At 63.4% G+C, this 17,674-nt stretch carries 17 protein-coding genes and 1 other RNA gene; 7 read left to right on the top strand and 11 right to left on the bottom strand.

All coding sequences use genetic code 11. The features are described from left to right. Positions 1-43: 43 nt before the first annotated feature. The gene (locus tag GRI55_RS00655; protein ID WP_307019670.1) at positions 44-2,047 is read right to left on the bottom strand and encodes a TonB-dependent receptor plug domain-containing protein; all 2,004 of its coding nucleotides are present in this window, start codon (positions 2,045-2,047) and stop codon (positions 44-46) included. Between the two features lie 361 nt (positions 2,048-2,408). On the opposite strand from GRI55_RS00655, the gene GRI55_RS00650 reads away from it, so the two are divergent. Further along, positions 2,409-3,104, top strand: coding sequence for an ATP-dependent Clp protease proteolytic subunit (locus tag GRI55_RS00650; RefSeq protein WP_050600839.1), 696 nt, complete (start codon positions 2,409-2,411; stop codon positions 3,102-3,104). Positions 3,105-3,291: 187 nt separating this feature from the next. Next, entirely contained in the window at positions 3,292-4,563 is a 1,272-nt protein-coding gene (gene clpX, locus GRI55_RS00645) for an ATP-dependent Clp protease ATP-binding subunit ClpX (protein ID WP_050600838.1), read from the top strand. Positions 4,564-4,730: 167 nt separating this feature from the next. Here the strand turns inward: clpX and GRI55_RS00640 are convergent, their stop codons facing one another. From GRI55_RS00640 to mtgA, 5 genes are all read right to left on the bottom strand, one after another. Beyond that, on the bottom strand, positions 4,731-5,300 hold the full coding sequence (locus tag GRI55_RS00640; protein WP_160765861.1) for a fasciclin domain-containing protein: 570 nt from the start codon (positions 5,298-5,300) through the stop codon (positions 4,731-4,733). Positions 5,301-5,390: 90 nt separating this feature from the next. Further along, on the bottom strand, positions 5,391-6,110 hold the full coding sequence (locus GRI55_RS00635) for an anti-sigma factor (RefSeq protein ID WP_160765860.1): 720 nt from the start codon (positions 6,108-6,110) through the stop codon (positions 5,391-5,393). Further along, positions 6,107-6,676 (bottom strand): sigma-70 family RNA polymerase sigma factor, encoded by a 570-nt coding sequence (locus GRI55_RS00630; RefSeq protein WP_160765859.1) that lies wholly within the window; start codon positions 6,674-6,676, stop codon positions 6,107-6,109. Before GRI55_RS00630 ends, GRI55_RS00635 begins: the two co-directional genes overlap by 4 nt. After that, a complete protein-coding gene (locus tag GRI55_RS00625; RefSeq protein ID WP_160765858.1) occupies positions 6,676-7,587 on the bottom strand; it encodes a cation diffusion facilitator family transporter in 912 nt (303 codons plus the stop codon). Before GRI55_RS00625 ends, GRI55_RS00630 begins: the two co-directional genes overlap by 1 nt. A gap of 5 nt (positions 7,588-7,592) precedes the next feature. Then, entirely contained in the window at positions 7,593-8,261 is a 669-nt protein-coding gene (mtgA, locus tag GRI55_RS00620; RefSeq protein WP_160765857.1) for a monofunctional biosynthetic peptidoglycan transglycosylase, read from the bottom strand. 110 nt (positions 8,262-8,371) lie between these two features. Here mtgA and GRI55_RS00615 point away from each other — a divergent pair, with 110 nt between their 5' ends. Continuing rightward, positions 8,372-9,706, top strand: a complete 1,335-nt coding sequence (locus tag GRI55_RS00615) for an amidohydrolase (protein ID WP_160765856.1) — start codon at positions 8,372-8,374, stop codon at positions 9,704-9,706. A 78-nt stretch (positions 9,707-9,784) separates the two neighbouring features. On the opposite strand, the gene rpoH is transcribed toward GRI55_RS00615, so the two are convergent. After that, on the bottom strand, positions 9,785-10,744 hold the full coding sequence (rpoH, locus tag GRI55_RS00610; RefSeq protein ID WP_237452361.1) for an RNA polymerase sigma factor RpoH: 960 nt from the start codon (positions 10,742-10,744) through the stop codon (positions 9,785-9,787). 68 nt (positions 10,745-10,812) lie between these two features. After that, the gene (locus GRI55_RS00605) at positions 10,813-11,757 is read right to left on the bottom strand and encodes an RluA family pseudouridine synthase (RefSeq protein WP_160765855.1); all 945 of its coding nucleotides are present in this window, start codon (positions 11,755-11,757) and stop codon (positions 10,813-10,815) included. A gap of 16 nt (positions 11,758-11,773) precedes the next feature. On the opposite strand from GRI55_RS00605, the gene GRI55_RS00600 reads away from it, so the two are divergent. From GRI55_RS00600 to GRI55_RS00590, 3 genes are all read left to right on the top strand, one after another. Next, positions 11,774-12,169 carry a M67 family metallopeptidase gene (locus tag GRI55_RS00600; RefSeq protein WP_160765854.1) on the top strand — a complete coding sequence of 132 codons (396 nt, stop codon included), beginning with the start codon at positions 11,774-11,776 and terminating at the stop codon, positions 12,167-12,169. A 34-nt stretch (positions 12,170-12,203) separates the two neighbouring features. Next, complete coding sequence (locus GRI55_RS00595) at positions 12,204-12,863, top strand: histidine phosphotransferase family protein (protein WP_050600829.1); 660 nt, start codon at positions 12,204-12,206, stop codon at positions 12,861-12,863. Between the two features lie 95 nt (positions 12,864-12,958). Further along, positions 12,959-13,609: an N-acetylmuramoyl-L-alanine amidase gene (locus GRI55_RS00590; protein ID WP_160766422.1), complete on the top strand. Its 651-nt coding sequence runs from the start codon at positions 12,959-12,961 to the stop codon at positions 13,607-13,609. Between the two features lie 45 nt (positions 13,610-13,654). On the opposite strand, the gene GRI55_RS00585 is transcribed toward GRI55_RS00590, so the two are convergent. Both GRI55_RS00585 and GRI55_RS00580 read right to left on the bottom strand, forming a co-directional pair. Continuing rightward, a complete protein-coding gene (locus GRI55_RS00585) occupies positions 13,655-14,089 on the bottom strand; it encodes a BLUF domain-containing protein (RefSeq protein WP_050600828.1) in 435 nt (144 codons plus the stop codon). Positions 14,090-14,103: 14 nt separating this feature from the next. After that, positions 14,104-16,143 carry a putative bifunctional diguanylate cyclase/phosphodiesterase gene (locus tag GRI55_RS00580; protein ID WP_160765853.1) on the bottom strand — a complete coding sequence of 680 codons (2,040 nt, stop codon included), beginning with the start codon at positions 16,141-16,143 and terminating at the stop codon, positions 14,104-14,106. Positions 16,144-16,338: 195 nt separating this feature from the next. Between GRI55_RS00580 and rnpB the strand changes: the two genes are divergently transcribed. Next, positions 16,339-16,753, top strand: an RNA gene (gene rnpB, locus GRI55_RS00575) — RNase P RNA component class A. Between the two features lie 54 nt (positions 16,754-16,807). On the opposite strand, the gene GRI55_RS00570 is transcribed toward rnpB, so the two are convergent. Next, positions 16,808-17,608: a metallophosphoesterase family protein gene (locus tag GRI55_RS00570; protein WP_050600826.1), complete on the bottom strand. Its 801-nt coding sequence runs from the start codon at positions 17,606-17,608 to the stop codon at positions 16,808-16,810. Positions 17,609-17,674: the final 66 nt, after the last annotated feature.

Below are 17,674 nucleotides of genomic sequence, written 5' to 3'. Positions count from 1 at the left end.
CTCGCTTGCCTAACGCGCAAGCGCGGGTGCGGGTCCGCGCGAGTCAGAAATCTCCGCTGACGACCAGCCGGAAGATCGGCCCGATCCGCCGATCACGGAATTCGGTGAAGCGGATGCCGGCGTCGGGGCGCGGTCCGTCATAGACCGTCCGCCGGAAGTAATCGCGTGCCCCCAGCAGGTTTCTCGCCTGTGCCTGGATGGTGAGGCCGAAGAGATCCTTGTGCTCGACGAACACCGCACCGAACACCGTCCCTTCCCACTCGCGCCCGTTCTCGTAGCGGCGCGAATACGGCGCCTGGTCGAAATGGTTCAGATTGACGCCCCAGGCCCAGTCGGTCGCGGGAATGTCATGGCGGAAGTCGATGTCGAAGCTGCCCTCGGAATCGTAGGAGAACGGCCGGGACAGCCCGGTGAAGGGATCGGTCACATCCATGAACCGCTTGACCACTTCCACGTCGAGGCGCGCGCCCGCGAACCCGAACGGATCGAGATTGAGCGTGGCATTGGCCTGCAGGTGCAACCGTTCGGCATCGCCGATATTGCCGCGGGCCTCGCCGCCATTGGCGAGCGGGAACCAGTCGATGAAATCCTCGAACCAGGCACGCTTCGCCTGCAGCTGGATCGATCCCCACGGTCCCAGGGTCTTGTTGGCCTCGAGCTCGATGTTCCAGCTCTGGTAGGGGACCAGTTCGTTGTTGCCGCCGTTCTGGTTGTCGTCGTTTAGCGAAACCGAGGCGAGAAAGTCGCCGAAGGAAAGCTGGCTGACGCGTTTGGCGAAGGTAATCGAGATGTCGAAATCCTCGCGCGGTTTCCAGGTTGCAGCAAACGAACCTTTCGGGCGCTTGAAGCTGCGCGAATTGGCTGCGAAGCCGGTCTGCTCGATGGTGGAGAATTCCATCGCCCCGATCAGCTGGAGCGACAGGGTGCGCGATAGCGAGCGCGACATGCTCAGGCTGGTTTCGTAGCGGTCTTCGCGGACTTCGCCATTGCCCTGCGGGAAGGGCAGCTGGACGAACTCGCCGCCGGGCACGAGCTCGAACAGGCGCGAGCGCCGTTCGAGCCGGTTGAAGGCCGCTTCTCCCGACAGCTGCCAATCGGCATTCCACAGCTTCCAGTCGTATTCGAACCGCCCGATCCGCTCGCCGGCGGCATTGGTCTGCTGGAAGCGCGATCCGGTTGGAATGCTGTCGTTGGAAAAGCTGTCGATCAGCGTGGACGTGTAATTGTCGCGCTCGAACCGTTCGAGACCGATCAGCTTGAGCCTGCCTGGCCCCAAGGGAAACTGGATATCACCGCCCAGTTCGTATTCGGGGCCGTCCTCGTCGACCCGGACATCACGAAACCGCACCGGGCCCTGCGCCCGCGTGGCGGTTTCAGGTTCGCGGCGGACGTAGAAGTCTTCACCGTAGCTGAGATTGAGGTTACCGACGACATTCCCGCCGAAATCGTAGGCGAAAGCGGTCGACAGGCGCGGGTTGTCGAACTTGCCCGAAAACTTGCTGTACTGCTGCTCGAGCGGAATACCTTCGCGATCGGCGATCGCCACGGGCCCATCGGCACCGAAGCGATCGTTGTCGTTCGAAAGCGACACGGTGTAATCCAGTGCGCCGCTGCTGCCGATGACGGATATCTCGCCGCCATAAAGCTGTGCCGCAGTATTGTGCGGGCGAAACCCGGCGGTCCAGCTGAACTGGCCGGATGCTCCGGTGCTCGTATAGACGACATTCGCAACCTGGCCGGTAAGGCCGGGAATACTGGTCGCATTGCCATCGAGGATTTCGATCCGCACGACATCGGTGGCCGGGATGCGCCGCAACTGGTCGCTGACGCTTTCCGACTTGCTCGACAGGCGTTCGCCGTTGACGATCACATTCTGCGTTGCCTGTCCCAGTCCGCGCTGGCCCTGGTTATTTCCACCGCTGATCGAGAATCCGGGAATCCGGTCGACCATGTCGAGCGCGTTGCGGGGTGCGAACTGCGCGAAATAGGGTGGTTCGAAAACCTGCGCCCCTGCGGTGACAGCGGGCGGGGTGGCTGCGGGTGCCACGGCATCCTGCGCCTGCGCCGGGGCATGGACCCAAGCGCATAATGCCGCGAGCGAAGCGCCCAGAAGCCCTGATGTCGATGACTTGAAAACGGCAGCCTCCCACTGTCCTGTTCTTGCTTTCCGGCACTTCGTCTACGTTTGTAACCGTCAAGGCCAACGGACGCTCGACCGGCGTCGTTCGGCAGCCGACAAACGGAATCTTCCGTGTCGGCTCTGGGCCGGGGCGGGGGGAAGCGCGGAGGAAAGCGCCCCGTTCTTGGGCAAGGGCCACATATCCGTGCCTTTCGTGGGTTAAGGCCCTTGAACATCGCTCGCACCATGGCGACATAGGCGACCGATTCACCCGACAAGAGGAATACTCATGATCGACCTGCTCGGCAGCGACGCCCACGGCACCCAGGGCCAGTTCACCCGCGATCCGCTTACCGGTGCGCTGGTGCCGGTCGTGGTGGAACAGACCAGCCGCGGCGAGCGCAGCTTCGACATCTTCAGCCGCCTGCTTCGCGAACGCATCGTGTTCGTGACGGGGCAGGTCGAAGACGGCATGGCTTCGCTGATCACCGCGCAGCTGCTGTTTCTCGAAAGCGAAAATCCCTCGAAGCCGATCAGCATGTATATCAACTCGCCCGGCGGCGTGGTGACTGCCGGCATGGCGATCCACGACACGATGCAGTACATCAAGCCGCGCGTCTCGACCGTCTGCATGGGCCAGGCCGCCTCGATGGGCAGCTTCCTGCTGGCGGCAGGCGAACCCGGCATGCGCATCGCGCTGCCGAATGCCCGGATCATGGTGCACCAGCCTTCGGGCGGCGCACGCGGCATGGCCTCGGACATCGAGATTCAGGCCCGCGAGATCCTGCGCATCAAGAAGCGCATGAACGATCTCTATGTGAAATATACCGGCCAGAGCCTCGACGATATCGAGAAGGCGATGGACCGCGATACCTTCCTTGAAGCCGATGAAGCGATGAAGTTCGGCATCGTCGACAAGGTATTCGAAACCCGGCCCGAAAACGACGGCGGCGATGCCGAAGGTTCGGGCGGCGCGCCCGAGTAATTCGGGTGGCAAATCCCCGCACGGGCACGATGCGCGTGGGGGAATGGTGCGAGAATGTCGTAGGGTTTTGGCAACCCTGACACTTCAGCCTGTAGCAAGGGCAGTGTGGTACCTACGATATTGACCCAAATCCCATGGTCCCTACAGTCGGCCTTCGGCCGGCGGGGCGTGGGAAAGACGTTAGGATATGACCAAGTTGAGCGGAACCGACAGCAAATCGACCCTTTATTGCAGCTTTTGCGGCAAGTCGCAGCACGAGGTGAGGAAGCTCATCGCGGGCCCGACGGTGTTCATCTGCGATGAGTGCGTCGAACTGTGCAATGACATCATCCGCGAGGAAACCAAGGCGGGACTGACCGGCAAGAAGGAAGGCGACGTTCCCACGCCCGCCGAAATCTGCGCCACGCTCGCCGATTACGTGATCGGGCAGGATCGCGCCAAGCGCGTGCTCTCGGTCGCGGTGCACAATCACTACAAGCGGTTGAAGCATGGCGCGAAAGCCGGCGATGTCGAACTGGCGAAGTCGAACATCCTGCTCGTCGGTCCGACCGGTTCGGGCAAGACGCTGCTGGCGCAGACGCTGGCGCGCACCTTCGACGTGCCGTTCACCATGGCCGACGCCACCACGCTGACCGAAGCGGGTTACGTGGGCGAAGATGTCGAGAACATCATTCTCAAGCTGCTTCAGGCCAGCGACTACAATGTCGAGAAAGCCCAGCACGGCATCGTCTACATCGACGAGATCGACAAGATCACGCGCAAGGCGGAAAACCCCTCGATCACGCGCGACGTATCGGGCGAGGGTGTCCAGCAGGCGCTGCTCAAGCTGATGGAAGGGACCACCGCTTCGGTCCCGCCGCAGGGCGGTCGCAAGCACCCTCAGCAGGAATTCCTGCAGGTGGACACGACCAATATCCTGTTCATTTGCGGCGGCGCCTTCGCCGGGCTCGACAAGATCATCGGCGACCGCCTGCAGAAGCGCTCGATCGGCTTCGGTGCACATGTCGCCGATCCGGACAAGCGGCGGGTGGGTGAACTGCTCGAGAAGAGCGAGCCGGAAGACCTGCTCAAATTCGGCCTGATCCCCGAATTCGTCGGCCGTCTGCCGGTCATCGCCACGCTGCACGACCTCGATGTCGATGCGCTGGTAACGATCCTGCAGGAGCCCAAGAACGCCATCGCCAAGCAGTATCACAAGCTGTTCGAGCTTGAGGACGTCGAACTGACGTTCACCGACGAAGCGCTGCGCGCGATCGCCGAACGGGCAATCATGCGCAAGACCGGGGCCCGCGGCCTGCGGTCGATCGTCGAAGGTATCCTGCTCGATACGATGTTCGACCTTCCCGATCTCGACGGGGTGACCGAAATCGTCATCGACAAGGATGTGGTCGAAGGCAAGAAAGAGCCGGTCCAGGTCCATGGCGGCAAGAAGGACGACAAGAAGGAAGAAGCCGCCTGAACAGGCCTTCCTTCGTAGCGAACACAAAGCGCGCCGTCTGACCGGGTCAGGCGGCGCGCTTCTGGTTTCAGGTCAAAAAAACCCCGCCCGGCCTCTGCGGAGCGCCGGACGGGGGACAGGAGGATGCCGTGCCAGAAGGGTCGTTACACGGCATCCGGGGGGATCGATCAGCCGGGGAGGAAGACCCCGTCGGTCACGTGGATCACGCCATTGCTGGTGTTAACATCGGCCTTGACCACATTGGTCGTGCGACCGGCTTCATCGGTAACCACGATGCTCTGACCGTCGAACGACGCGCTCAGCGTGTTGCCGGCGAGGGTCTGGAATTCGTAAGTGCCGCCAGCGTCGGTGATCGCCTGCGCGAGCGCGGATGCGGGAACGCGCCCGGCCACTGCGTGATAGGTGAGAATGCTGGTCAGCTGGCCCTTGTTCTCGGGCTGGAGCAGCGTGTCGACCGTGCCGGCGGGCAATGCTGCAAAGGCATCATCGGTCGGCGCAAAGACAGTGTACGGCCCCGGAGCGGCCAGCGTGTCTACCAGTCCGGCAGCCTTTACAGCAGCCACCAGTGTCTCGTGCATTCCCGTGCCCATCGCGGTCTCGACGATGTTCGCCTGGCTCATTTCGGCTTTCTTGCCGTGATGGTCGGCCAGCGCCGGGCTCCCGGTAGCGAGTGCGAAAGCGCCCATCGCCGCGATCGAAGCAAGGGCCGAAGCCTTCAGTGAGGTAGAAAACGCCATATTGTAACTCTCCTTTGCGTCAGGCCCCGTCCTGCCTGTGCGAAGAGTTACGAGGGCTGCGTCCTTGCGGATGCATGCCGGGTAAAAAAATCAGATCGTGGCGAATTCGGCTTCGGCGACAACCGGACCGGCTGCGGAATCCTCTGGCTTGCCGCCGAGCGGTTCGCGTGTCAGCAGCAGCTGCGAACCATCGTGCAAGGTGCGGGCGACGCTTTCCGGCACGCTGTGCGCGACGACCTCGCCCGGAGTCACCACGCCAAGCGAGACCAGCTCGCCTTCGGGCGGAACGAACCAGATTTCGTGATCGTGCACGCCATCTGCTTCGAGGCCGACCGCGCCGACCAGCAAGCTGCGGTCGTCCGGCAGATAGGTAAAATCGAGATTGAGCGGGGTGCCGCCTATCGGCATGGTTGCCGTCATCGGTGCCCGGGCCATGCGCTCGGTGGCCGGGTCCGGGCGGGTCTCCCCGGCGGGGCCGATCAATTGCGGCAGCGCGAGGAAAGCGAGCGCAATCGCCGCCGCCGCGCTGAGACCGCCCGCCCATTGCCAACGGCGCAGGCTGCGGCGCAGCGCGACGACCTGCGCGTTGCCGCTATCGGCACCAAGTTCGGCTTCGATGCGTTGCCACACCTCTTCGCGGGGCATGCGGGGATCGATATCGTCGGCCAGCGGAGCGAGACGCTCCTGCCACTCTGCGACATCTCGTGCGAAGGCGGGATCGGCGGATTCGCGTGCCCGAGCGGCGAGCAGATCCTCGCCCTCCAGCAGGCCAAGCGCATATTCGGCGGCAAGCAGTTGGTCGGCGTTCACTCGCCCATCTCCATGCAACCCTTGAGCTTCGCGAGCCCGCGGCGGATCCAGCTCTTCATCGTCCCCAGAGGTACATCCATCCGCTCGGCAAGCTCGGCATAGGTGCGGCCGTCGAAAAAGGCGGTGCGGATCGCCTCTCGCGGGGTTTCGTCGAGAGTTTCGAGGCAGGTGTGGACGCGCGCTTCGCGTTCGGAATCGATCATCATCGCTTCGGCAAGGGGGCGATCGTCGGGAACGGGCCCAGCCTGGTCCTCGGGGACTGCGGCCAGCCGGACTTTCCCTGCGCGCAACCGGTCGATCGCGCGATTTCGCGCAAAAGTGGCCAGCCACGATATCGGGCTGGCGCGCTCGGGATCGTAGCGATCCGCGCGCCGCCATAGCGTCAGGTAAACGTCCTGCAATGCGTCCTCGGCTTCTTTCTCATCGCCCAAGATACGGTAGCAGATGCCGAATAGTTTCGCCGATGTGGCGCGGTAGACCTCTTCGAGAGCCGAGCGATCGCCGGCGGCCAGGCGGCGCATCGCCGCCTTTAGCATTTCGCGCGCCTGGGACGTGGACCGGCGCATCAGCAACCCGTCCCGCACGCCGCGCGGCTGGTTTCGATCTGGATGGTGGGATGCCCGATGCGGTGGTGGCGATCCAGTTCGCCCGCCAGTTGCCGGAGGAACCCGTCGCCCGGGTGGCCCGCGGGCATGACCAGATGCGCGGTCAGCGCGGTCTCGGTCGTGCTCATCGGCCAGATATGCAGGTCGTGCACCGCGTCGACCCCTGGCAGGCCGGACAGATAGGCGCGCACCTTGTTCTCCGAAATCCCCTTGGGCACGCCAAGCATGCTCATGGCGACGCTGTCCTTCAGCAGGCCCCAGGTCCCCCAGCCGATAACGGCGACGATAACGAGGCTGACCGCGGGATCGATCCAGCGTTCACCGGTCCAGATGATTGCCAGCCCCGCGATGACCACGCCCAGGCTGACCAGCGCATCGGCCGCCATGTGCAGGAACGCCCCCCGGATATTGATATCGTGCTGTCCGCGCAGGAACAGCGCAGCGGTACCGGCATTCACGAGGATACCGATGCCCGCGACGATCGCCATCGTTTCCCCCTGGACCGGTGCCGGTTCGGCCATGCGGTGCAGCGTCTCGAACAGGATCGCGCCGATCGCGACCAGCAGCAATCCGGCATTGGCCAGCGCTGCAAGGATCGTGGAACTCTTGAAGCCATAAGTGAAACGTTCGCAAGCGGGGCGCCTGGCCGCGACGCTTGCCCCCCATGCGAGCAGCAGCGCGAGGACGTCGGACAGATTGTGCCCGGCATCGGCGATCAGCGCCATCGATCCGGAAATCCAGCCATAGGCTGCTTCGACGATGACGAATGCGGTGTTGAGAATGATGCCGATCAGGAAGGCGTTGCCGAAATCGGCGGGGGCATGGCTGTGCCCGTGCCCGTGATCATGCGAATGGCTGTGGCCCGCTCCCATCGCCGTTATCGATAGACGCAGGAATCGAGGCCGTCACGGGCTACCGAACCGATGCGCGCAGAAATCGTGTTGCCATGGCGCGCCAGCCAGCCGCTCGGGTTCCTGACGGCGCGCTGCTTGGGCTGCGGCAATGCGGCGGCCATCCGGGCCGCTTCGAGCGGAGTCAGCGAAGCGGCGGACTTGCCGAAGTAGCGCTGCGCCCCGGCCTCCATACCATAGGTGCCCAGGCCCGTTTCAGCGACGTTGAGATAGACTTCCATGATCCGCCGCTTGCCCCAGATCTGTTCGATCAGCACGGTAAACCAGGCTTCGAAGCCTTTGCGGACATAGCCACCGCCCTGCCACAGGAAGACGTTCTTCGCCGTTTGCTGGCTGATCGTCGACCCGCCGCGGATCCTGCCACCCTGGCGGTTGTTCTCGAGCGCGTCCTCGATCGCTTCATGGTCGAAACCCTCGTGGCTGCAGAACTTGCCGTCTTCAGCGGCAATCACCGCGCGAACCATGGTGCGGTCGATATTCGAAAGCGCGGTCCAGTCCTTGGTGATGCCGTTGGAATCCATCAGCATGGTGGCGGTTACCGGTACCGGGATGAATTTGAACACCAGCACCAGGGCCAGGCTCAGACCCAGGAAGCCGATCAGGGCCTTGAAAAGGAAGCGGATCACCCAGCGCATTCCCGGGCATCTAGCTGGCCGGGCGGGCGGGCGCAATCAGCCTGCTTGCGACCGGCGACCATGCATGCTTACCTGCCCCTTCGGCCATGGGGAGCCGTGAGGGAGTATCTATGCGCAAAGCGATTTTCGGATTGGCCGCTTCGGCCTTGGCCCTGTCCTTGGGTGCCACACCCGCCGCCGCCGATCCGGCACAGGTAAAACAGGCGGTGGCCGCGGATTACGACAGCCATCTCGAAGATCTGTTCGAGCATTTTCACGCCAATCCCGAACTGTCCTTCCTCGAAACGGAGACCGCCAAGCGGATGGCTGCCGAATTGCGGGCTGCCGGGCTCGACGTGACCGAAGGCGTCGGCGGGACCGGGGTCGTTGCCATGGCCCGCAACGGCGAAGGCCCGCTGATCCTGCTGCGCGCCGACATGGATGGCCTGCCGATGCCCGAGAAGACCGGGCTCGAATACGCATCGACGGTGACGCAGGTTGGTCAGGACGGCACGGAATACCCTGTCATGCATGCTTGCGGCCACGATGTGCATATCACCGCGATGGTCGGCACCGCGCGGCGCCTGATGGCCATGAAGGACCAATGGTCGGGAACGCTCATGTTCGTGGTGCAGCCGGCGGAAGAGCGGGTCGGCGGCGCGGCTGCGATGCTGGAAGACGGCCTCTACGACCGGTTCGGCACGCCCGACTACGCGCTGGCGTTCCATGTCGCCTCGATCCTGCCGGCGGGCAAGATTTCGGCCTCGGAAAGCATCCAGTATTCGAGCGCGGATTCGGTCGATATCATCGTGCCGGGCGTCGGCGCGCATGGGGCCAGCCCACACATGGGCCGCGATCCGGTCTATATCGCCTCGCAGATCGTCACGGCGCTGCAATCGATCGTCAGCCGCGAGATCGAGCCGTTGTCGCCCGCGGTGATCACCGTGGGGGCGTTCCATTCGGGTACCAAGCACAACATTATCTCGGACCGGGCGGATCTGCAGCTCACGGTGCGCGCCAATGACGAGGACACGCGTGCGCAGCTGCTCGCCGCGATCGAGCGCATAGCCGTCAATACGGGCAGGGCGCATGGACTGCCCGAAGAGATGCCAGTGCAGGTCGCGGTGTCGGAAGGAACCCCCGTAACCAACAACGACCCCGCACTCGCGCGGCGACTCAACGCGGCACTGCAGCGCGATCTGGGTAACGAGGTGCTCATCCCATGGCAGCAGCGCGGGATGGGTGCGGAAGATTTCGCCTATTTCGTCGCCGAGGAATATGGCGTCCCCGGCTACTACTTCGCTGTCGGGGGCACACCGCAGGCGGCGTTCGATGCAGCTGAAGCCGGCGGCCCCCCGGTGCCTTCGCACCATTCGCCCCTGTTCAAGATCGCCCCGCGCGAGTCGGTAACGCTGGGCACCGAGGCGATGGTGGCGGCTGTGCTGGAACTGGCACCCGCCAGCTAGACCGTTCGAATGAAGAAGGCCGCCGACACCCGGAGGTGTCGGCGGCCTTTTCATAGGGATTGACGAAGCGATGTCCGGTCAGGCCACGCCGGCCAGCAGCTTCTCGCCGGCGATGGCCTTCATTGCCTTCTGCACTTTCTCGAACGCGCGAACTTCGATCTGGCGGATGCGTTCGCGGCTGACGTCATAGACCTGGCTGAGTTCCTCCAGCGTCTGGGGGTTCTCGGTCAGGCGGCGTTCGGTGAGAATGTGCTTCTCGCGCTCGTTCAGCCCGTCCATCGCCTCGATCAGCATGTCGTGGCGGACTTCCGATTCCTGGGCATTGGCGACGAGCTCGTCCTGCAAAGGACCATCGTCCTTGAGCCAGTCCATCCATTCGCCCGAACCGTCTTCGCCGTTGCGCATCGGCACGTTGAGCGACCCGTCGCCGCCCATCATCATGCGGCGGTTCATATTGACCACTTCCTGCTCGGGCACGCCGAGATCGGTAGCGATCTTGTTCACATCCTCGGGATGGAGGTCGGTGTCCTCGTAAGCGTCGAGATTCTTCTTCATCCGGCGCAGATTGAAGAACAGCTTCTTCTGCGCGGCGGTGGTGCCCATTTTGACGAGGCTCCACGAGCGCAGGATATATTCCTGGATGCTCGCCTTGATCCACCACATGGCATAGGTCGCGAGGCGGAAGCCGCGATCGGCCTCGAACTTCTTGACGCCCTGCATCAGGCCGACATTGCCTTCGGAGATGAGATCCGACACCGGCAGGCCGTAGCCGCGGTAGCCCATGGCGATTTTCGACACCAGCCGCAGGTGCGAGGTGACGAGCTGCGCCGCAGCTTCGGGATCGTCATGTTCCTCATAGCGCTTCGCGAGCATGTATTCCTGCTCCTGCGTCAGCACCGGGAATTTCTTGATTTCGGAAAGATAGCGGTTGAGGCTCTGCTCGCCGCCGAGTGCCGGGACACTCAAAGATTTGGTATTGCTCACTTGTACCCTGACCTTTCTTGCGTCGACCTCGCTCGTCGGACCCCTGACGGGCATCCAACCTTCGGGCCACTAGGTTTACGTATAGCGGACACGGCCCAAATTGCACACGCGTTTCATCGATTTCAACGTGCGGTTTCGTCGATGAGTTCCCGCATATCTGCTGGCAGTTCGGCGCGGAAATCCAAGGTTTCAGCGCTGATAGGATGGCTGAAGCCCAGCCGTGCCGCGTGCAGCGCCTGGCGGTGGAACCCGAGTGATTCGAGCACCTGCCGCAAGGGCTTGGGAGTCCGACCGTATACTGGATCCCCCAATAGCGCATGACCGATTGACGCGCAGTGAACGCGGACCTGATGCGTGCGCCCGGTTTCAAGACGGCATTCGAGCAGCGCCGCGTGATTGAGGTGGCGCAGCGTTTCGAAATGCGTGACGGCGTGCTTCCCGCGCGTCGTATCGTCGGGCAACACCGCCATCTTCTTGCGGTCGTGAACCGAACGCCCGATCCGGCCCGCGATGGTGCCTGCCGGCGGCGCGGGGTGTCCGGCGCAGACCGCCAGATACCGGCGCGTGATCGAATGATCGGCGAACTGCCGCGCCAGGCCTTCATGCGCGGCGTCGGACTTGGCGACCACCAAGAGCCCCGACGTGTCCTTGTCGATACGGTGGACGATACCGGGGCGGGCAATGCCGTTGATCCCCGACAGGCGGCCCGCGCAATGGTGGAGCAGCGCATTGACCAGCGTACCGTCCTGATTGCCCGCTGCCGGGTGCACCACCATTCCCGCGGGCTTGTCGACCACCAGCAGGTGGGTATCCTCGAAGACGATATCGAGCGGTATGTCCTGCGCCAGTGCGGCCAGCGGTTCGGGCGGGGGCAGGGCGATGGCAAAACGCTCTTCGCCCTGCACCTTCGCCGATGCGCTGCGGGCCAGCGTCTTGCCGATGGTGACGGCCCCCGCAGCGATCAGGCCCTTGATCCGTTCGCGCGACAGTTCGGTCGCGTCAGCCAGCGCCTTGTCGAGGCGGCCGCCGCTGGCCAGCTTTCCGGTGATGATATCGGCTTCGGCCATGCTAGGGCCATGCGCGATGCCGTTCGAACTCTCAAGTGATGTCGTCGCCTGCATGCTTGCAGAAGCACAGCGTGCGCACCCTCTGGAATGCTGCGGGGTGCTGCTGGGGTCGGAGGATGGCGTCACCGGGTCGCTGCCGGCGCGCAATGTCCATCCTGATCCCGCGCGGCATTTCGAAATCGATCCGCAGGTATTGATCGACGCGCACCGCGCGGCGCGTTCGGGCGGCCCGCGCGTTATCGGCTACTACCACTCGCACCCCAATGGACTGGCCCGGCCGTCCGCGACCGACAGCGCGCTGGCAGCGAACGACGGGGCGATCTGGGCGATAATCGCGGTGGGCCGAATCACGCTGTGGCGTTCGGGGGATGCCGGGTTCGAACCGCTTCCCTATGAGGTCACCCCTCGCTAAGACGCTCATGAATTCTTCACCAATCGGGACCTCAATGGACGACCGCCAATCGATCGATCTCGCCGCAATGCTGTGTTCGCGGCTGTGCCATGACATGCTCAGCCCCGTGGGCGCGCTGTCCAACGGGCTCGAGCTGCTGGCGATGGAAACCGATCCCGAAATGCGGGCGAATGTGGTCGAACTGCTCGAACAGAGTGCGCATGTCAGCACCAGCAAGCTCAAGTTCTTCCGGCTCGCTTTCGGCGCCGCCGGGGGGTTCGGCGACCGCGTCGAAGTGACCGAACCGCAGGCGCTGATCGAGGCGCTGGTGACCGATAATGGCAAGATCAGCCTCAATTGGGCGCTGGCCGATGCCACGCTGGCCAAGCCGGCGGTGAAGGTCCTGCTGAATTTCGCCCAGATTGCCATCGATGCGCTGGTGCGTGGCGGTACGCTCGACATCGGGGCCGAACGCCGCGACGGAGCCTGCGAGATCGTGGTGCGCGCCGCCGGGCCCAAGATCGCCTTCGATGAAACCATCGGCAGGGCGCTCGACGGATCGCTCGATCGGTCCGACCTCACCAGCCGCACTGCCGCCGCGCACATGATCCACCTGCTTGCCAGCGAAAGCGGCGGCGGGCTGCAGTATCACCGCGGTGACGATGCGCTGGTGCTCGGCGCGGTCCTGCCCGAAGCCGAAGGGCTGATCGGTTGAGTTCGGATTTCGGCACGCCGGGGGAGAAGCTGCCCGTCAGCGAAGACGAACTGGTCGACCGCGAGGTGCTGTCGCCGAACCACAACGAACGCACCATGCCCATCCAGATGGTGGTGATTCATTACACCGAGATGCAGGACAAGGGCTTCGCGATCGAACGGTTGTGCGATCCCGAAGCGCAGGTTTCCGCGCATTACCTGATCGGTGAACAGGGCGAGGTCGTCCGGCTGGTGCCCGAGGAAAAGCGCGCCTGGCACGCCGGGGTCGCCTATTGGCGCGGACACAAGGACGTGAATTCGGCGAGCATCGGTATCGAACTCGACCACCCCGGTCACAAATACGGCTACCGCGAATTCAACGAGGCCCAGTTCCAGGCATTGGTCCCGCTGGTGGCGCGGATCGTGAAGCGGTACGATATCCCGCGGGCCAATGTGATCGGCCATTCGGACGTTGCACCGGCGCGCAAGATCGATCCCGGCGAACTCTTCCCATGGGACCGGCTGGCGGAATACGGCCTGTGCCTGCCGCGGCCCCAGAAGCTCGAACGGGGCGACCCGTTCGACAACGACGCGGCCTTCTATCTCGCACTCGAGCGGTTCGGATACGATGTAACCGATGGCCACAAGGCGGTGGAAGCCTTCCAGCGCCGCTGGCGGCCCGAAAAGATCAACGGCGAAATCGACGGCGAGGTGCGCGCCATCCTGTTCCAGCTGCTGCTCGACCGCGACCGCGGCCTTACGCGTTAGGCCGGGTTTCGGCTCGCCTCACGCAGCGCCCGCGGCAGGCTGATCCTAGCTGTCGATATCCTCATACGATATGAGCGTTTCGTACATTCGTTCGACCGCGGCGCGCGCGTTCACGCCCAGCAGGTAGCGAATGTTCTTCAAATCGTCGTCGAGCATCGATTCGGGATCCGCGCCTTCGCATAACCGCGCCATGTGCCAGCGCGCGAACATCCGCTGCCTGACCGGGATGAGGTCGATCAGCTTGATCTGCGCGTGGCGGAAATCGCAGCAGATGCGTTCGAAGACTTCCTCGACCACGGCGCTCTCGCCCTCGAGGACCTGAATGAACTGCTCTTCGACATAAACGAGCACGCCGGTGATTCCCGCTTCCTCGTTGAGCAGCGCGGCTTCCCCGGCCAGTCGGCACAGTTGCTTGTCGATCGTCTGCGGGCCCGGTTCGAGGCGGGCGGAGCTGGTATAGAGCAGCCTGCTGATCGGCATGTTTCGCTTCCTTCCTAGGCTTCGACGTTTTCGGCCTGCTGGCCGGTAAGGACCAGGAAGTCGGCGAGGGCAATGGGTCGCCCGGTAAGGAAGCCCTGCACCTCGTCGCACCCGTGTTCCTTGATGAAGGACAGCTGCGAATCGGTTTCAATACCTTCGGCGGTGATTTTCATGCTGAGACTTGAACCAAGCTGGGCGATTGCCCGAACGATCGAAGCGCTGCCGACGTCGTCAGGCAGCTTCTGGACGAAGCTCTTGTCGATCTTGATGCGGCTGATCGGGAAACGGTGAAGGTAGCTGAGCGAGGAATAGCCCGTGCCAAAATCGTCCAGCGAAATGCGGACGCCGAGATCGCGGATCTGCGTCAGCGTGCGCAGCGCTGCCTCGTCATTGTTGAGCAGTGCGGTTTCAGTGATTTCGAGTTCGAGGCGGGACGGGGACAGGCCCGAGTCGGCCAGCGCCTGCGCAACGGTTTGCGGCAGTCGCGGGTCGAGTAACTGGACCGGTGATACGTTGACCGCGAGGTCGATGTGGGCAGGCCATGAGGCGGCGTCCTTGCAGGCCTTGCGCAGGACATCCGCGCCGATGCGTGCAACCAGCCCGAGTTCTTCGGCAATGGGAATGAATTCGGTCGGCGAAATTTCGCCATGCTCGGGGCAGGTCCAGCGCAGCAGCGCTTCGGCACCGGTAATCTCACCCTTCGCCGAGCAGAACACCGGTTGATACACGATGCGGAATTCGTCGCGCATCGAGGCGCGACGCAGCGCGGCCTCGAGCGAGCGCTGGCGCTGGATCACCTCCATCAACTGCGGTTCGAATACCCGGTAGGTCTGCTTGCCATGATGTTTGGCCGAATACAGCGCAATGTCGGCGTGCTGGACGAGCGCGTCGGGCTCGGTGCCATGGTCGGGCGCCAGCGCCACGCCCACGCTGCCGCTGATTTCCACGACATTTCCATCGATGACCATCGGACGCGAAAGCACTTCGACGACGCGTTCGGCGATTTCCGCCGCAGTCGCGACTCCCGTGACCCCGAATGCGATGATCGCGAATTCGTCGCCCCCGATCCGCGCAACGATGTCGCCACTGCGCGCTGCCAACTTGAGCCGATTGGCGATACGTTGCAGCACGAGGTCGCCGGCGGGATGTCCGAGTGTGTCGTTGATCGGCTTGAAACGATCGAGATCGACCATCATCAGCGCGAACGGTTGGCCCCCGCTATCGATGGCATTGCATTCACCCGCTAGTGCTTCGGTGAACTGTCGGCGATTGGCCAGGTTCGTCAGTGCATCGTGCATGGCGATATGCGCGATGCGGTTCTCTCCGTCCGAGCTGGCCTTGCGTTCGACCAAATAGGTGGAGATGCCGGTGCCCACGATCAGCAGCGCGACCATGCCGATGGCCGCAGCCAGGGCAGCGAAGGCATCGCTGTCGCCGTTTTGCGAATAGCCAGCCATCGCGGTCACCGAAAATGCTGCCATGCCGCTGAAATGCAGGCCGATTATAGCCAAGGCGAGCAACATTCCGGCCTGCCATACGCGATATCCGTTGTCCTGATCGCGCAGCAGATGGATGGCGGAGCCAGCGCAGACCATGGCGATTGCGAGAGAGGCGAGGACATAGCGCCAGTCCCAGCTGACGATCCCGTCGACGCGATAGGCAAACATGCCGACGTAGTGCATCGCGCTGATCGCGAAGCCGATGGTTGCCCCCCCGCCCAGAACCGCGATGCGCGCGGAAGTCGATGAAGCGAGGACCAGGCCCAGGCCGATGCCGCCCGCAGCGATGAGCGCGGAGATAACGGTCAGCACGCCGTCGAGCGAGACCGGGGCGGTGGTCTGATAGCCAAGCATGGCGATGAAATGCGTCGCCCAGGTAGCCGCCCCGGCGGTTACGGCAGAAAGGAAACACCAATGGACCCACGCTGGACCCTCTTCAGCCATCGTCCGGCGAAAGAGCGTGGCGGATACCATCGATCCTGCAACGCACATGATCGCGGCGATCAGCACGAACCACAGATTGTGGTCTTCGACGATGCAGCCAATGATTCGCATGAAGCTTCTGAAATTCCCTCTGCATCCATTCGCAGAACGTGGGGCGCCTAAGCGGGAAAGGTTAAGGAAATCGAATGATTTGGAGGGGGTGGGGGATCAAAGAAGCCCGCGCGTCCGATGTGCCGGACCGGCGAACGGGCACGGGGCCAATGGCGGGCTTGGCGCCACACCCGGTTTGCCCTATCGCGCGTACCGCCAGGGGGCCGGGCAGCCGCGTGCCGCAAGGTACGAGGAAAGTCCGGGCTCCACGAAACAAGGGTGGCGGGTAACGCCCGCCCGGTCGCTGTCCTCGGATGGCGGCCGAGGGAAAGTGCCACAGAGAGCAAACCGCCGATGGCCTGCTTGCAGGTCCAGGCAAGGGTGAAAGGGTGCGGTAAGAGCGCACCGGGGCTTCGGCAACGCGGCCCGCATGGCAAACCCCACCCGGAGCAAGGCCGAATAGGGGCGGCGCGCCCGCGCAAGCGGGCAGGTGCGTTTCGCATCGACCGCCCGGGTTGGCTGCTTGAGCTTCGGAGCAATCCGAAGCCTAGACGAATGGCTGCCCCCGCGTGGCTGGTGTGCAAGCATACCGCGCGCAGGACAGAACCCGGCTTACAGGCCCCCTGGCAATTTTCTCGAAGAAGCGGAGAGCGTGGTCGGCTATCCGTGCACAGCGGTCACGCCGTCAGCCGAACGCCAGACTCTCGGTCGTGATCGTGCCATCGGTTTCGAGTGCCCGGATCAGGCGCCTCTCGTCGTTTTCCAGCACCAGTGCGGTCAGGTTGCCGGTACGAAAGGCGCCGGTGTCGATCCCGATGCGGTAGTCGGTGTGTTCGACGTCTTCGAAGATGGTGTGGCCGTGAACCACGACATGGCTAAGCGGCTCGCGGTGCTTGAGAAACCGATCGCGGATCCAGCGCATGTCGGAGCTTTTCTGGTCCTCGATGCTGCGCTTGGGATCGATTCCCGCGTGGACGAAGACATAATCGCCCGCGATCATGATATCTTCCATCGCGGCCAGGAAGTTGCGGTGCTCTGCGGGTACGAGCTTGTGCAGTTCGGCCTGCAGTTCCTTCAGCGACAGTTCGTTATAACGCTTTTTCTTGATCCCGTAGCTGAGCACGGTTTCACGCCCGCCGTGTTTGAGGAAATGGCGTAGCATCTCCTTGTCCTCGAAGCTTTCGAGGAACATTTCCTCGTGATTGCCCGCGATATAGCGGACGCTGCGCCGCTCGCCCCATTGCATGGCTGTCTCTATCACGCGGGCGCTTTCGGGCCCGCGGTCGACGAGGTCGCCCAGAAGGACCACCGTCGTTTGCGCAGGCCCTGCGCGGCGATCGTCGTCTTCGATCGCGACAATCAGTTCGTCGAACAGGTCGCAGCGCCCGTGAATGTCGCCGATGACGTAGTAGCGCTCGCCCTCGGGCACTTTCGGCAAAACCTTTGCCGATTTGCCTTTGCTGAACAGTCTGGCGAGTTTGATCATGGTGAAAATCGTTGGTTTTCTGCGGGTTCTTGAAAGGGGACGCTCCAGATAGGCGCTTGCCGTGAC

The sequence above is a fragment of the Qipengyuania citrea genome (genome assembly GCF_009828015.1).
Lineage (GTDB): Bacteria > Pseudomonadota > Alphaproteobacteria > Sphingomonadales > Sphingomonadaceae > Qipengyuania > Qipengyuania citrea.
Note: the sequence above shows the minus strand (reverse complement) of the source record. Positions and strands in the feature narration are given on the sequence as shown.

Coding starts and splice junctions, on each gene's coding strand:
- GRI55_RS00650 (WP_050600839.1), top strand. CDS start 2,409: ATGATCGACCTGCTCGGCAGCGACGCCCACGGCACCCAGGGCCAGTTC.
- clpX (WP_050600838.1), top strand. CDS start 3,292: ATGACCAAGTTGAGCGGAACCGACAGCAAATCGACCCTTTATTGCAGC.
- GRI55_RS00640 (WP_160765861.1), bottom strand. CDS start 5,300: ATGGCGTTTTCTACCTCACTGAAGGCTTCGGCCCTTGCTTCGATCGCG.
- GRI55_RS00630 (WP_160765859.1), bottom strand. CDS start 6,676: ATGCGCCGGTCCACGTCCCAGGCGCGCGAAATGCTAAAGGCGGCGATG.
- GRI55_RS00625 (WP_160765858.1), bottom strand. CDS start 7,587: ATGGGAGCGGGCCACAGCCATTCGCATGATCACGGGCACGGGCACAGC.
- mtgA (WP_160765857.1), bottom strand. CDS start 8,261: ATGCGCTGGGTGATCCGCTTCCTTTTCAAGGCCCTGATCGGCTTCCTG.
- GRI55_RS00615 (WP_160765856.1), top strand. CDS start 8,372: ATGCGCAAAGCGATTTTCGGATTGGCCGCTTCGGCCTTGGCCCTGTCC.
- rpoH (WP_237452361.1), bottom strand. CDS start 10,744: ATGCCCGTCAGGGGTCCGACGAGCGAGGTCGACGCAAGAAAGGTCAGG.
- GRI55_RS00605 (WP_160765855.1), bottom strand. CDS start 11,757: ATGGCCGAAGCCGATATCATCACCGGAAAGCTGGCCAGCGGCGGCCGC.
- GRI55_RS00600 (WP_160765854.1), top strand. CDS start 11,774: ATGCCGTTCGAACTCTCAAGTGATGTCGTCGCCTGCATGCTTGCAGAA.
- GRI55_RS00595 (WP_050600829.1), top strand. CDS start 12,204: ATGGACGACCGCCAATCGATCGATCTCGCCGCAATGCTGTGTTCGCGG.
- GRI55_RS00590 (WP_160766422.1), top strand. CDS start 12,959: ATGCCCATCCAGATGGTGGTGATTCATTACACCGAGATGCAGGACAAG.
- GRI55_RS00585 (WP_050600828.1), bottom strand. CDS start 14,089: ATGCCGATCAGCAGGCTGCTCTATACCAGCTCCGCCCGCCTCGAACCG.
- GRI55_RS00580 (WP_160765853.1), bottom strand. CDS start 16,143: ATGCGAATCATTGGCTGCATCGTCGAAGACCACAATCTGTGGTTCGTG.
- GRI55_RS00570 (WP_050600826.1), bottom strand. CDS start 17,608: ATGATCAAACTCGCCAGACTGTTCAGCAAAGGCAAATCGGCAAAGGTT.